The organism is Kiritimatiellia bacterium, assembly GCA_026417735.1.
Taxonomy (GTDB): domain Bacteria; phylum Verrucomicrobiota; class Kiritimatiellia; order PWTM01; family PWTM01; genus CAACVY01.
Window position 1 is genome coordinate 1 of record JAOACR010000023.1, and the last position, 14,157, is coordinate 14,157.

Annotated in this window: 13 protein-coding genes; 6 read left to right on the top strand and 7 right to left on the bottom strand. The window is 68.5% G+C overall.

What is annotated here, in order from left to right:
- The 6 genes from N2652_11625 to N2652_11650 all read left to right on the top strand — a co-directional run.
- On the top strand, positions 1-646 hold a 646-nt coding region (locus N2652_11625; GenBank protein MCX7819834.1), incomplete at its 5' end, for a TonB-dependent receptor.
- Between the two features lie 55 nt (positions 647-701).
- Positions 702-1,601: an ABC transporter substrate-binding protein gene (locus N2652_11630; protein MCX7819835.1), complete on the top strand. Its 900-nt coding sequence runs from the start codon at positions 702-704 to the stop codon at positions 1,599-1,601.
- Positions 1,598-2,608 (top strand): iron ABC transporter permease, encoded by a 1,011-nt coding sequence (locus N2652_11635; GenBank protein ID MCX7819836.1) that lies wholly within the window; start codon positions 1,598-1,600, stop codon positions 2,606-2,608. Before N2652_11630 ends, N2652_11635 begins: the two co-directional genes overlap by 4 nt.
- 4 nt (positions 2,609-2,612) lie before the next feature.
- A complete protein-coding gene (locus N2652_11640) occupies positions 2,613-3,434 on the top strand; it encodes an ABC transporter ATP-binding protein (protein MCX7819837.1) in 822 nt (273 codons plus the stop codon).
- Positions 3,431-3,904: a hypothetical protein gene (locus N2652_11645; protein ID MCX7819838.1), complete on the top strand. Its 474-nt coding sequence runs from the start codon at positions 3,431-3,433 to the stop codon at positions 3,902-3,904. The genes N2652_11640 and N2652_11645 overlap by 4 nt, the downstream gene beginning before the upstream one ends.
- A gap of 83 nt (positions 3,905-3,987) precedes the next feature.
- Positions 3,988-5,472 (top strand): cellulase family glycosylhydrolase, encoded by a 1,485-nt coding sequence (locus N2652_11650; GenBank protein MCX7819839.1) that lies wholly within the window; start codon positions 3,988-3,990, stop codon positions 5,470-5,472.
- Positions 5,473-5,485: 13 nt separating this feature from the next.
- On the opposite strand, the gene N2652_11655 is transcribed toward N2652_11650, so the two are convergent.
- The 7 genes from N2652_11655 to N2652_11685 all read right to left on the bottom strand — a co-directional run bounded on the left by N2652_11655 (position 5,486) and on the right by N2652_11685 (position 14,120).
- On the bottom strand, positions 5,486-6,241 hold the full coding sequence (locus N2652_11655) for a hypothetical protein (protein ID MCX7819840.1): 756 nt from the start codon (positions 6,239-6,241) through the stop codon (positions 5,486-5,488).
- Complete coding sequence (locus N2652_11660; GenBank protein ID MCX7819841.1) at positions 6,238-7,098, bottom strand: hypothetical protein; 861 nt, start codon at positions 7,096-7,098, stop codon at positions 6,238-6,240. The genes N2652_11655 and N2652_11660 overlap by 4 nt, the downstream gene beginning before the upstream one ends.
- On the bottom strand, positions 7,095-8,723 hold the full coding sequence (locus tag N2652_11665; GenBank protein ID MCX7819842.1) for a polyprenyl synthetase family protein: 1,629 nt from the start codon (positions 8,721-8,723) through the stop codon (positions 7,095-7,097). The genes N2652_11660 and N2652_11665 overlap by 4 nt, the downstream gene beginning before the upstream one ends.
- The gene (locus N2652_11670) at positions 8,716-9,912 is read right to left on the bottom strand and encodes a radical SAM protein (protein MCX7819843.1); all 1,197 of its coding nucleotides are present in this window, start codon (positions 9,910-9,912) and stop codon (positions 8,716-8,718) included. Before N2652_11670 ends, N2652_11665 begins: the two co-directional genes overlap by 8 nt.
- On the bottom strand, positions 9,909-10,691 hold the full coding sequence (locus tag N2652_11675) for a ferredoxin family protein (GenBank protein MCX7819844.1): 783 nt from the start codon (positions 10,689-10,691) through the stop codon (positions 9,909-9,911). Before N2652_11675 ends, N2652_11670 begins: the two co-directional genes overlap by 4 nt.
- Positions 10,692-10,707: 16 nt before the next feature.
- The gene (locus N2652_11680; protein MCX7819845.1) at positions 10,708-11,922 is read right to left on the bottom strand and encodes a PQQ-like beta-propeller repeat protein; all 1,215 of its coding nucleotides are present in this window, start codon (positions 11,920-11,922) and stop codon (positions 10,708-10,710) included.
- A gap of 266 nt (positions 11,923-12,188) precedes the next feature.
- A complete protein-coding gene (locus N2652_11685) occupies positions 12,189-14,120 on the bottom strand; it encodes an alpha-L-fucosidase (protein MCX7819846.1) in 1,932 nt (643 codons plus the stop codon).
- Positions 14,121-14,157 lie beyond the last annotated feature (37 nt).

A 14,157-nucleotide genomic window follows, 5' to 3' on the forward strand; every position in this document is an offset into this window, starting at 1 on the left:
CCGCGGCGTGCCCGGCCGCAATGGCCAGCTCCCGAACCCGGACCTCGACCCGGAGTCCGGCCTCGGCGCGGACGCAGGCCTGCACTTCGTCTACCCGAAAGGCTACCTCGCCACCCTGCGCGCCTTCGCGAACGTGGTGGACGACGCGATCGTGGAGACCGTCGTCAGCGAGACGCCGTCCCAGTCGCAATCGGTGAACGCCGGCCGCACCACCGCCTGGGGCATCGAGCTGGATCTGCGGCGCCCGCTCACCGAATGGCTCGGCGCGTTCGCAAACTACACATACACTCAAACCGACATCGAAAACGACGAGGACCCGGACCAGGACGGTGCGGACGTGCCGTTTGTGCCCGCCCACATGGGCAATCTCGGTATCACGCTCGCGCTGCCGGCGGACATTACGGTCGCCGCCTATCTGCACCTTGCGGGCTCGATCTACGACAGCACCTCGAAGTCGAATCGCCGCAAGTTCGACGCCTACGAGGTCGTGAACGTGGACGTGCGCAAAGGGCTGTGGCGGTCCGGCGCTCGCAGCGTGGATCTCTACGTTGAGCTCTACAACGTTACGAACAATGAGTTCGAGATGCCGTGGCAGTTCCAGGACCCCGGCTTCTCGGCGATGGTCGGCGTTCAGGCGTCGTTCTGAGGCCCGGACGGGACGAACCGCCGCCGCGACGCTCGCGGTCGCGGCGGCGGTGTTCTTGTTGCCGTCTCCGGCCCGACCGGAGGCGCCCGCCCGCCGCGTGGTCTGCTTGCTCGAAAGCGCGCTGAGCACGCTCTACATGTTGGGAGCGGACGGCGCACTCGTCGGGGTGCCCGCGGACGCAACGCGAGGGGAAGCGGGACGGCGTTACGCGGCGTTGGATCCGCGGCTCGCGCGCGGAGAGCTCGCCACGCCGGGCAACTGGGACTTCGTCAGCATCGAACGCGTGCTTGCGCTGCGCCCGGATCTGGTGGTGCTCTGGGCCGCACAGCGCGAAGCGATCGACGCGCTCGAACGCCACGGTCTGCGCGTGCACGGGGTGGATGTGCGCAGTTTTGCGGACGTGCACCGCGAGGTGATCGAGCTGGGCCGGCGGACGGGCCGCGAGGCACGCGCGCGCGAGCTGGTCACTTGGGCACAGTGCCAGACCGCCGCGATGCGCGCCGCCGCCGCACCGGGTCCAGCGCCGCGCGCCTACTTCATGTGGCCACAGAGCCCGCTCGACACCGCAGGCCGTGCGAGCGCCGCACACGAACTGCTCGAACTGGCCGGCGCGGTGAACGTCTGCAGCGCCGCGACTGAACACGTCGTGGTCCGCATCGAGGACGTACTCGGCTGGCGGCCGGAGCTGATCGTGATGTGGCCCTCCGCGCTGTCGCCCGCCGCGCTGGGAGAGCTCCCCGGTTGGCGCGCGGTACCCGCCGTTCGGCAGGGCCGTGTCCATGTGCTGCCCTCCCCCTTCTGGTGCGACCTCTGGACGTTGAAGTACATCTATGCGGCGAAGGTCGTCGCCGCGTGGTGCCGCCCCGACCCCATGCGGCCGGCGCCGGAAGCAACGGAGCTACGTCCGATCATGGTCTTCCTCTACGGTCCGCGCGCGGAGGCGTGGTTCCGGTGAGCGATCGCGCCCGATGGTGGATGATGGTCGGTGCTGCGGCGGCCGTGATCGCGGCTTCGCTCGTGATCGGGCCAACCTCCGCACTGACGATTCACGACTGGCTGCGGTGGCCCCTCGCCGCCTCGATCGGCGCACCGGCGCCCGATCCAGAACGGATGGAGCTGGTGCGGCAGATCCTGCTGGAGGTGCGGTTGCCGCGGATCCTGCTGGCATTTCTGGTCGGCGCGGCGCTCTCCGGCGCCGGTGCGGCGATGCAGTCGGCGTTTCGAAATCCACTGGTGGATCCGTACGTGCTGGGCATCTCCTCGGGTGCTGCGTTCGCGGCCGCGCTGGCGCTGGCCGCCGGGGTGCGGTGGGTTGCACCGGCCGCCTTCGCGGGCGGGCTGGGCGCGGTAGGCCTCACGCATGTGGCGGCGCGGGGCGGCCCCCGCACGGCGGTCCTCTCGCTGGTGCTGGCCGGAATCGTGATCGGGGGGCTCTTCACCGCGGGGCTCACACTCGTCCAGTTCTGGACCGATCCCTTCCGACTGCAGACGATCGTGCACTGGACGATGGGCCGGCTCCACCATGCTGGCTGGCCCGCGGTGCGGCTGGCCGCCCCGTGGATCGTGCCGTCCCTGGCGCTGCTGCTCGCGCAAGCATGGCGGCTGGACGCGCTGGCGCTCGGCGACGACGAGGCTCGCGCCGCCGGCCTCGATCCAGTCCGGGCGCGGCTTTGGGCGCTGGCGCCGGCGGTGCTGGCCGCGTCCGCGGCGGTCGCCGCCGGCGGCGTGATCGGGTTCTACGGTCTGGTGCTGCCGCACGCCGCACGGCTGCTCACCGGCGCGGCCCACCGCCACCTGCTGCCCGCGGCAATGCTGGGCGGCGGCGCGGCGCTCGTCGCGGTGGACACGCTGTCGCGCACGGTGTTCAGCTTCGAGCTGCCGGTGGGCGTATTCACCACCGCGCTCGGCGCGCCGACGTTTCTCTGGTTGCTGCGGCGCTCACGCATCCCGTGGGAGGCCTGAAGGCGTGAACCGCGTGCCGACCGTGTCGATCGAAGTCCGCCAGCTCCGCGCGGCCTACCGCACACACGACGTGCTGCGCGACCTGACGCTCGAAATTCGCGCCGGTCGGCTCACCGCGGTGCTGGGGCCCAACGGGGGCGGAAAAACCACGCTGCTGCGTGTGCTCGCCGGTCTTCATCCACCCGCCAGCGGTGTTGTACGGCTCGGTGGTCGCGACCTGCGCGAGTTGCCGACGCGTGAACGCGCGCGCCTGGTCGGCTACCTGCCGCAGCAGCACCGCGCGGTGTTTCCACTGACCGTTCGTGACGTTGTGCTCAGCGGGCGCGTCGGACTGGGCGGATGGCGGCCGTCGCCCGCCGATGAACACGCCGCCGACGAGGCGATCGCGGAGCTCGGCCTCACCGAGCTGTCCGCCCGCCCGTACACCGCGCTCTCTGGAGGCGAACAGCAGCGCGTGATGATCGCCAGACTGCTCGCGCAGCGGCCGCCGGTGCTGTTGCTGGACGAACCGACCGCGCACCTCGACCTGCACCGGCAGACCGAACTGATGCGCCGGATGCGCGCCTGGCGGGACGCCGGCCACACGGTCGTGGCGGTGCTGCACGATCCGAACCTCGCGTTCGCATGGGCCGACGATCTCGTCGCGCTGCGCGACGGCACCCTCCTCGTCTGCTCCGACCCGCCGCTCTGGACCGCCGCACGGCTCCGTGAACTCTTTCCCGCGCCGCTCGACGTGGTGCGGGTCGGCGAACGGGGTGCTGTTCTGCCCTCGGTTGCCGTCGCGCCGTGGGGCCGCCCTTCGGTGCCGGCCGAGCCGTCGATATGACCACCCGCGCGCCACAGTCGCTCCGGATCCGGTTGGAGCTGTTTGTGCTGCCACCGTGTTGGGATGGAAATCTCCGCGCCCGTCGGCTTCTCGTGCCGCTGGACGGTCCTCCCGACCTGGTCGCCCGCCGTGCGCTGGGCCGGCGCCGCCCGCTCTGGGTGCACTCGACCAGCTGGCGCTGCACGCCCACCGGTATCGTGCTGACCTATCTCGCACTGCTCGCCCGGGCCCCTGCGGACATTGGCACGGCCATCGAGATTTCCACCGCGGACCTTCATTCGCAGGGGCAGCAAGACCCGAGGAATCCCTGCACCGCGCGCTGCCGGCCCGCCGACGTGCTGCGGCATGGACTGCGCCACCTCGCCTCGCTCTGCCGGCGCCCGAAAGAGACGCCCTGTCTCGCCCGTCTGCCCATGGCGCTGCGCGAGCGGCTCGCGAAATTGGATCAGCCCGTTCACCCCCCCCGGTGATCGTCGGCGGCCCTGAGCCGTCGGGGTTGCGCAGCGCGCCCGTGAACCATAGAGTGCCGCGTCGTTCCAAGGAGGACCAGCCGATGCGACAGCGATCTGCACTCCTCGCCGTTTGTGCGGCGGCCGCATGGACATCCTTCTCCGCACCGCCGGATCCTGCGGGCTGGTGCGGGTTCAACCTGCTGGAAAAATTCACTGCCCGTAACCAGCGGCCATTTGTCGAAGACGACTTCCGCTGGATTGCGGAACTGGGGTTCAACTTCGTTCGGCTGCCCATGGACTACCGCTGCTACGCACCGGACCACCTCTCGACCAACTTCAACGAGTCGGTGCTGCGCGAGATTGACCAGGCGGTCGAATTCGGGCGGCGATATCGCATTCACGTCTGCATCAACCTTCATCGCGCACCCGGCTTCTGCATCAATCCGCCACCGGAACCGGCGGACCTGTGGACCGACGAGGCGACGCAGCAATCGTTCGTGCGCCACTGGGAAATGTTCGCGCGCCGCTACCGCGGCGTGCCCGCCGGCGAGCTGAGCTTCAACCTGCTGAACGAACCCGCCCGCACCACGCGCGAACGGCATGTCGCAGTACATGCCCGTGCGATTGAAGCGATTCACGCGATTGACCCGGAGCGGCCAGTGATCGTGGATGGCTACGAGGTGGGCCGCACGCCGTGCGAGGAGTTTCTGGTGTACTCGAACGTGATCCAGGCCACCCGCGGCTATCATCCGGCCACGATCTCGCACTACCGCGCCAGCTGGGTGCGGGGGTCCGATCGATGGCCCGTGCCAACATGGCCGGAACTCAAACTTAACGGTTACCTCTATGGCCCCGTGAAGCCGGACTACCGCTCCTCGTTGGTGCTCACCGGCGCGGTCCCGGCCGGTACCACGGTGGAGCTGGATCTTGTGCAGATCAGCGGTTCCCTGGAGGTCGCCGTCTGCACGAACGGAGTGCTAGCGACACGCTCAACCATCGCGCCGGCCGCCAGTCCGCGCTGGGAACGCGATCCCGACGAGCCTCGCTGGCCCATCTTCCGCGCTCGAACCGCGGAGGTACTCCGCATAGAGCTGGCGGCGCCGTGCTCCCGCCTCGAGGTTCGCGCCGACAAGGGCGACTGGCTTCTCTTCCGGGAGCTGCGCATTCAAATGCCCGGCCGGCCTTCGGTGGCAGTCGGGGCGGTTCCGCGCTGGGGAGAAACGCAACAGACCTGGGCGGTCGCGGCGACCGGCGCTCTGCTGCCCCCGCCGGGCGTGATGCGCGACCAGCCGCTGCGGGAGTACCTGGCGCCATGGCTTGCGATCAGAGCCCAAGGCGAGGAGGTCTTCGTGGGCGAGTTCGGTTGCTTCAACAAGACGCCCCATGCTGTCGCGCTCGCGTGGCTCGAAGATTGGCTGCGGCTCTGGCAAGAGGCCCGCATCGGCTGGGCAATGTGGAACTTCCGCGGTTCCTTCGGTCCGCTCGACAGCGGCCGGGCGGACGTGCAGTACGAGGAGTGGCACGGTCACAAGCTTGACCGCGCGATGCTCGATCTGTTGCGGAACTACCGGCCGCGCGTCCGCTGACCACCACTGGGCATCATGGTGTCGCCGCCGCCCGCAGCACGTGGGTGACCTCGCGGTTTTGCACGCGCACGATTCGCTCTTCTTCGCGCTCGCTCCGGTCCTCGCGAATCCGGATCCGTACGCCGACCTCCCATGCGGCACCACTGCGGCGCACGCCCCGCCAGGCGATCGGCTCAATCCGCCGCGCCGGCGTTTCAAACAGCCGCAGGTGATGCTCAACCAGCGGCACGGAACCGTCCGGCCGAACTTGCGGCGGCGGGTTCTCGTCCGGCGCAATGCCCAACCACGACAGCAACCGCTCCCACCACGAAAGCTCTGCGCGCGCGGCGCGCCACACGCGCTGGCTGCCAGTCTCCCGACTGCCGCTCCCGAAGCACGTGCCGCACGGCAAGCGACCACGCCCCTCACAGACCGGACAGGTGGTCCGCGCGGCGGTGGTCTTTCCCGTACCGCGACAGGCCGGACAGGGCGACTCCGCAGAGCCGAGCGCACGGTCCGGTCGCGCTCGCCGCAACAGCGAACCGGTGACGACCCGTCCCTTTCCCTTGCAGGTGGGGCAAGAGGTTTCCACGCCGGTCGTCGAGCCTGACCCGCCACAGGCGGAACAGACCACCTGACCCCTACCCTGACACATCTCGCACGGCGAGGTGGTCACCACCGGCTGCGAGCGCTCTACGGTCACGATCGGCTGGGTGCGCCCGAACAGATACAGCGCACCCACCGCCGCGGCACACACCAACCCCAACGCAATGATCCCGCCGCCTCTCAAGCGTCCGAGTCTCCGATCCGGTTCGTCGCCGCGCCAAGCGCAAGCAACGCATACCAGGTCGACTCCACATCCGAAATGCCACCGCCGGGCCGCTGTGCGAAGCCGCCATCCGCGCAGCGGTGCGCGAGCACAAACTGGCGATCGCGCTGACGGCGCTCCGGCGGGCGGTGGCCCGCATAGTCCAGCGCGAACACTGCGGCTGCGGTCGCCAGCAGATCAGCGTCCGGCAGGGCTGCCGCCACCCTCCAGCCACCTGCCGAATGTCGCAATTCAAGCAGTCGCGCCGCGAGCTCGTCCACCACCTCTACATTGCCCGTTCGGACGGCGACCGCGATGGCGGCCGCCAGCGTTGTCGCGAGCATGGGCCGTACTGTGGAGGCCACCAAATCCGATCGCGCTCGCTGCGACGCAAGTCCGGAGAGAGCGTCCGACCCGATCAGGTCCGCCGCGAACAGCGTCAGAAACTGCTCGTACGGGGCTGGTATCCCTGCCGCCAGCCTCTCCGCGATCGCCGGCGTCGCGACCGGCTGGCACCCCAGGGCGCGCCGGCACCGCAACAACGAGATCGCGGCAATGCCGTCGGCACCCACCGCCGAACTCGTCTCGATATAGGCAATGTCCACCGGCCGCGGGGACAGGAGGAACACCTCGGCCAGTTCAAATCCAAACGCCGAGAAGTACAGGTCCCCGCGGCCGTCAAGTCCCTGGAATCCCCCCTCCGGCGCGCGCAGCTCGATGAGGCGGCGGTACAACTTCGCGCGATGCTCGTGGCTCAGCTGCGCCGCGCCGTCTTTGAGCCGCATCCGGCAACGGTCCAAGAGTGAAAGCGTGCCGACGCCGCAGCGCTCCGACCTCATGGCCTCGGCAGCATCCGGCCAACGATCCGTCGCAGCAGGCTTTTTAGATGAACGTTGTGCAGCTGCTCGAGCGAGCGAATCGCGGCGTTCCGGTGATGTTCCAACAGCAAGCGGGCCCGTTCCACCACTCCCGCCTGGCGAATGAACGCTGCCAACCGTGCGGCCGCACCGGCGCTGGGGCGGCACCAGTCATTGGCCACGCGTTGCTTCTGCGGTCCGGCGGCGGTTTCCCATGCGAGCGCCGACAGGATCGATAGCCGCGGTACCAAATCCCCGTCGGCCGGCGGTTCATCCAGATCGTCCAGGTCGTCCCGGATCTGATACGCGACGCCGATCGCGGCGCTGTACTCGCGAACGGCGGCCTCCACTGCGGCGGAGCGGTCCCCCGCCGCAAGCGTCCCGAGCCGCAGCGCAACCTCGAACGCCGGCGCGGTCTTGAGCCGGAAGATGTCCAACACCTGCCGCGGTTCGAGCGGCCGGGGCTCGCGCAGCCAGGCGAGCTCCTCGCCCTGCCCCTCGCACAACGCACGGTGCCCTTCCGTCGCGGCCGCCAACAACGAGGCGATCCGCTCCGCCGGCGCGCCGCACTCGGCGATGCGCCGGTACCCCTCGCCGACCAGCGCATCCCCCACGTTGATCGCAATCGGCACGCCATGCTCGACGTGAACGGCAGGCCGGCCGTAGCGAATCGGATCCCCGTCCTCGATGTCGTCGTGAATCAGAGAGGCCTTGTGGAAGCACTCCACCGCAAGCGCGAGCGATCGCACGGGCGGCGGAACCTGCTGACCGTTCTCCTGCAGCGCCCGCCAGGCCGCGGCCACCAGAAACGGCCGCCACCGTTTGCCGCCGCGCGCAAGCCATTCGCGCGCGATCCGCTCCGCGGAGCCCGCGGGTGCGCCAAACCACCGCCGCAGTTCCTCCTCTCGAAACCAGCCCATCACCTCCTCGTGCAGCCGCTCCAGGTCGCTGCGGCCAAACCACTCCGCCGACGACCGCAGCTCGATCGCCTCCCGCGCCCAGTCCAGATCCATCAAAGTGTCCCGACAGCCCTCGCGCAATAGCGGAATTGCAATGCCGGGAATCGCCTCCGCCGATAACCGCGGAAACGCGCGCTCCAGCACCGACAGACAACTCACGCCAATCACCGCGTCCACCTGCCCGCTCTCGATGAGCCGGCTGACGACCGTCGCCCCCTCCGCGACCAACGTCAGATACCCCAGCCGCTCCGCAAGCTCTTGGATCTCACCGATCGGGCAGCGGCCGCACGCCTGGCATAGCACGCCGAGCGCGTCGGTCTTCGCCGGACAGTCCCGCGCGGGGCGCAGACACTGCGGCAGCAACAGCAGTCGTCGATCGAAGGGTGTCGCCGCGACGATGTCGCGCCAGAGCGCGTTGTTCAGCAACACCGCGACGAACTCCAACCACTCCGGCGCCCCGCCCTCGCGCACGAGCAGGCGCCGCGCATGCATCCGCAGATCGTCCGCGGTCAGCGGCGGCGTCAACTCGTGCTGCCGCGCATACCGATCCGCCGCGGCGCGAAGTCGCTCGCGATCCGCCCGGTCCGCGGGCACGGCGTTGTCACGGTCCGCCGCCGGTGGCGCCGAGAACGGGTTCGTCTCAACCATATGCGCTCATCCCGAAAAACAGAGTTCGTTTCAAGCGGCGGTACATCGCCACCCTTTCCGCAACCGGCGGCGCAAGCCGATGATCCGACCGCGGCCGCATCCGCGCCAGTTCCGCGCGCGCGGTACCGCGCCCGCTGGTGTCGCGCGCGCCGACCCGGTCAAGGCACTCGGCAAGACCCGCCGGATCGCTCAGCACCATACACCCTCCGCCCGCCTCCGCCAGCCGCGCGCGGACTGTCGCCAAGAACGGCGAGGCGGCGATCCGTTCGCGGACGCGACGGCCATCCCCCACCGACTCCGCGGCGAACTGGATCACCGGGCAAGGCTCGATGTCGCCGCCGGGGCCGACATGATGGCTCAGTCCGATTGCCGCCGGACAGATCGCGCGCCCCTCTTCGTCCCAGTAGGAATCCACCAGCAGCAACGGCCACCGGCCCCTCGCTGCAACCAGAAACTCCCGCACCTCTCGAATCTGCTGTTCGTCCAGCGCCAGCTCCGGCGCGGGCCGGGGACCCACGGGCCGGTAGAGGTAGTACCAGACGTAGTGCACCCCCCGCTGGACGCACTCGCGCAGAAACACCTCGCTCGTCATGTCCGCCAAGTTACTTCGGCACAGACTCGTGGCGACACCAGTGATCAGGCCGTGACGACGACACGCCGCAACCGCCGCCCATGCCCGATCCGCCGCGCCCCGTGCGCCACGCCGCTCGTCCGCCGCCCCGCCAGTTCCCTCAATGCTGATCAACGGCGACACGTTGCGCAGTTGTCGAAACCGGCGCGCGACCGCCTCGTCCAACCGCCATCCGTTGGTAAACACCTGAAAGTACGCATCGGGGTGCCGGCCGATCACCTCCAACAGCGCCGGATACAACAGCGGCTCGCCGCCGAGCAGCCCGATCAGTGGCGCACCACCGTCGGCGATCCATCCGGCGATCAGACGATCCAGCGTGGCCGGTTCAATCGCGCGCGGCGGGCGTGACGGCGTCACCCAGCACCCAAGACAAGCGAGGTTGCACTCGTCCGTTATTGAAATGAACAGAAACGGTGGCGCGGCTGGCCGCCCCGAGCTGAGCGCATGCCGCCACCTGCGCACCGCCCGTCCCGACCGGAACGCCGCTCGGGCAAACCTCGCCAGCAGCATCGGCGAGCTGCCCGTTGCCCATCGCCACAGCAGCCGCGCGGCGATCATGCCGATGGCCCCGAGCCGCGCCCGCCGCTCGCCCGTTCTGCGGTCGCGCGGGCCGCCAGGGCACGGCGCCGGCGCGCCTCCAGCGCGTCGCGCAACTCACCGCCACCGAGCATCTCCAGCCGCTCGCGCACCGCGCGCGCTCTCTCCGACGCCTCGTCAGTGACCTCGGACCCATCCATCGGCGGCTCGTCATACTTCGGAAACACGATCGCGATCTCCGGACAGATCCGTGAGCAGGCGGGACACCGCGGCCGACAGTTCGCCGGCCTCGCCACACGGACACGGCCCTCCTTCAGCTCGTACACACCAAAAAGGCAGAACTCGACGCACAGGCCGCAGGCGGTGCAGCGGGCCGGATCAATCACCGGGAACCAGGGCAACCATCCTTCTGCTGCGGATCGCAGCTCGCGTGACGGCGCGGCACACACCGCCGACGCCGTACCGACACGACGCACCGCCTCCGTCGCGTCCGCAGCCACGAGGTCCACACACCGGACCGCCGGCAATGCACCGCCAAGCGTGTGCGCCATCAGCGCGCGGACCGCACGCGGCCGGCAAGCGCAAATGACACCCGGCGACGGCTCCCGCAACCATTCGAGCCACCAACTCGCAGCGACCGCGGCGGCCTCGCAGAGATCGTCCACCGTACGGACCGTCCACCCCGCAGCCGCCAGCGCGGCTGCGACCGCGTCCGCCGCCGACGGCTCCACGCGCCGGCTCCACACACAACGGCACACCACCGCGCGTGTCGCCGGCGCCGCTTCGCCCCTCGGATCCATCGGACCGGCCATCCACTCAGCGCGACACCCGCAGGCTCGTGATGGTGCCGCGATCGCTTCGCATGAACAGCCGCCCGCCGCTCCACACTGGCGCGGTCCAGATTTTGCCATCCGTGACCACACGCTCCCGGCGCGCAAGCGGGCGGTAGCCGGCCGGCGAAGCCTCCACAACAGTGATATCGCCCTTCTCGTTGAAATGCACGAGGCAACGGTTGATCAGGATGACCGAACCGAAACCCATTTTCTGCCGCCAAACCTCCTGGCCGTCGGCCGCACGCACGCAGACCAGATCACCCCGCCCCGTGTTCCCATCGCAGCCGTAGATGTGGCCCTCCAGCAGCACCACGCTGCTGAAGTGGCTCGCGATCGTCTTGTTCCGCCATACCTCCCGCGGCCTCGGGCCGGACACGTCCAGCAGTGCGCAGCCCTTGTCGTAGCCGGACGAAATGAACCACCGGTTCTCCGCCACAGGCTCGGGATCCGCCGCGTTCACATCCCACGAGGTCTCCCACGGATGTTCCATGACAACCTTCCCGTTCGACGCATCCACAATCAAGAACGCTTTGGCACCAAACAGCGCCAAATGCAGCCGCCCCCGCCGCTGAAACGGCACGGGCGTTGAATAGCCGGTGGTGCCGCCACCGCCGTTCCAGAGCATTCGCCCAGTGGCCTTGTCCAGCGCACAGCCCGAACGGCCAACGTTGAGATAAACGACTTCGCCGACGATCACCGGCGAGCCGGCCAGCCCCCAACGGCCGACATCCGCGCCGATCTCCTTCGCTACGTTGCGCGACCACACCAGCCTGCCGGTCTTCAGATCGAGACAGGCGGCGTCCCCCCAGTACCCCAACGTGTAGACGCGATCCGACTCAATCCACGGCGACGCGCGCGGTCCGGGATAACTGCCCGGTTTCGCGGGGTAACTGTGCCGCCAAATCTCACGTCCTGTCGCAATATCCAGCGCGACGACGTGGTCTCTCTCCCCGTCGTTGCCGAGCGTGACGCCGGTGCCGCCAACCACCGACAGCGCCGAGTATCCCTTGCCGACCGTCACAGTCCATTCGATCTGGCCCGTTTCAACCCCCTTCGGGTCAAACGTCTTGTCCTCGACGATGCCGTTCCCGTTAGGGCCGCGGAATCGCGGCCACTCAGCACGGGTGCCGCTCTGGAACAATATGGGCAATCCGAGCGCAACCACGATCATCGGACAGCGGGCCCAGGCCGGTTTCATCGCGTCTCTCCTTTCCGTGATGGCGAGCGATTTGGAATCCCGTCAATTCGGCGCTTGCGCGAGGCAGCGTAGCCGGACCACTGAGCTCTGGCAAGAAGCCGGAAGAAACTAGGCGCGGTAAGAGCCGCGTCGTCTGTCCGATGCGAACGGACATGAGGCAGACAGCTTCCCACCCCGCCGCGATGCCCTCCGCCGAGGTTCATCGCACCGCCGGGCCAATGAACCGCATCGCCGCCATGCCGCTTAGCGAACCCGCGGTCGCGGAACTATTTCACGGGCGTCAGACGCACGCTCCGCAAATTGATCGCCCGCCATGTTGCCGCATCCAGCGGGCGCACTCTCACCTCATACACGCCGGCAGTCTCGACACGAAGCCGGCCCGCCTCAAAGGTACGAAACACATCCCAGGCGCGTGTCGGCGGTATGTTTGCTCGCAGCGTCTGGCCGGCCGCCTCGATCGCCCAGCCGCTGCCCTCATGTACCGTCGCCGCCTCGACAACCACTCGCCAGACGCCCGCGGTCGGCACCCGGATCCGCCACACCGCAAACTCATCGGCGCGATCCCAGTATCCAATGTTCGCATGTGAACCGTAGGACTCCACGCGCAGACGCTCGCCGTGCAGGTCGGCGTCATCGGGATCCAGCCGAAATGCTCCATTCCGATCCGGTGCAACGATCGTCGGCTCCACCGGCACGGGAGCCGGCCGGAGGTTCACACCGCGAATGCGTAACGCACAGGTCCACGGGTTCAGCGGCGTTGTGGGCACGTCGACTTCCAGCGCACTCTCGGTCTGGCGCCAAGCGGGCGGCGCAGCCCCACCCAACAACTCCACCTGGTGAATCTCTCCCGCCGCGCGCGCGAGCGAACGAACGACCATCAAACCGTTCGTCGGCCAGCCCAGTGCAATGGCGTACAGCGTCTGCCCCTTCGTCGTGAACCGGACGTCCGCCGGACCAAACGCAAAGTCCTCCTTGAACCCGCCGCCCCGTACACGCGTCGGCCCCTCTCCATACACCGCCCAGGGGCGCGTCCCGTAAATCGCCTCGCCGTGCACATCAAACCACTGCGCAAGATCCTCGAGTTGCTGCTCCACCTCGGGGTCCAGCGATCCATCCGGTCGCTGCACAACGTTCAGGAGGAGATTGCCATTCTTGCTGACGATATCCACCAGCAGATGAATCACCCACCTCACCGGTCGGTATTTCCAATCGCGGTTGTAGTACCAGTCGCCGATCGAGGTGTCCGTCTGCCATGGGTGGGGAAGAATCGTTGGCATGACGCCGCGTTCGATATCTTCCACCCATCGCCCCTCCGCACCGCGCTGTTTGCAGGTGTAGACCACCTGCGGAACACCCCCGTGCCGCGCAGCGCTGCTGTTGTAGAAATGGGCAATCATGCTGAGGCCGGCCGCATCGCGACCGGGCCCGAACGGCACTCCGCCGTCGGTGTACAACAGATCCGGCTGGTAGCGGTCCACCAACTCGCGAATCACCGCATACCAGCGCCGGTGCCACCGCGGATCACGGCTGTACCAGCCGGTGTCGTCCGGGTCCGCCGGCCAGTGGTACAGGTCCTGAAACTCCGGATGGGCACCATCGTATCGCACGCCGGCCAACGGGCCGGAGGTGTCCATGCCGTGAGCAACCTGGAACCAGGTGAAACTGGCGCCCAGATGCTCCGAGACCCCAAACTTCATGCCGTGCCGGCGTGCCGCCGCCTGCCACTCCCCAACCACGTCGCGCTGTGGCCCCACCCGGACCGACGTCCACCGGTGCAACGCAGAGTCCCAAAGAAAAAAGTTGTCGTGATGCGACGCCATGCTCACGAAGTACCGCGCGCCCGCCCGCCGATAGAGCGCCATCAGCCGATCGGGGTCCCACCGTTCAGCCCGCCACAGCGGCAGCAGATCCTTGTAGCCATGCTTCGATGGATGCCCCCACCGCTCCAGGTGATCCCGGTAGACCGGCGTCCCCTCCTGATACATTTTGCGCGCGTACCAGTCACCCCGTTCCGGAACCGCTTGCGGTCCCCAGTGGGACCAGATGCCAAATTTCGCATCGCGAAACCAGTCCGGACATCGGTACGCGGCCAGCGAGGCGAGGTCCGGGCGAAATGGCCCCTCCGCATAAGGAAATTCCGACGTCGAGCCCCACGCCGCGCAAGCGATTCCCACTGCGACACACCACCACCGTTTCATCGTGGCTCTCCTTGGGCTTGCGCCGATACTGTAACAA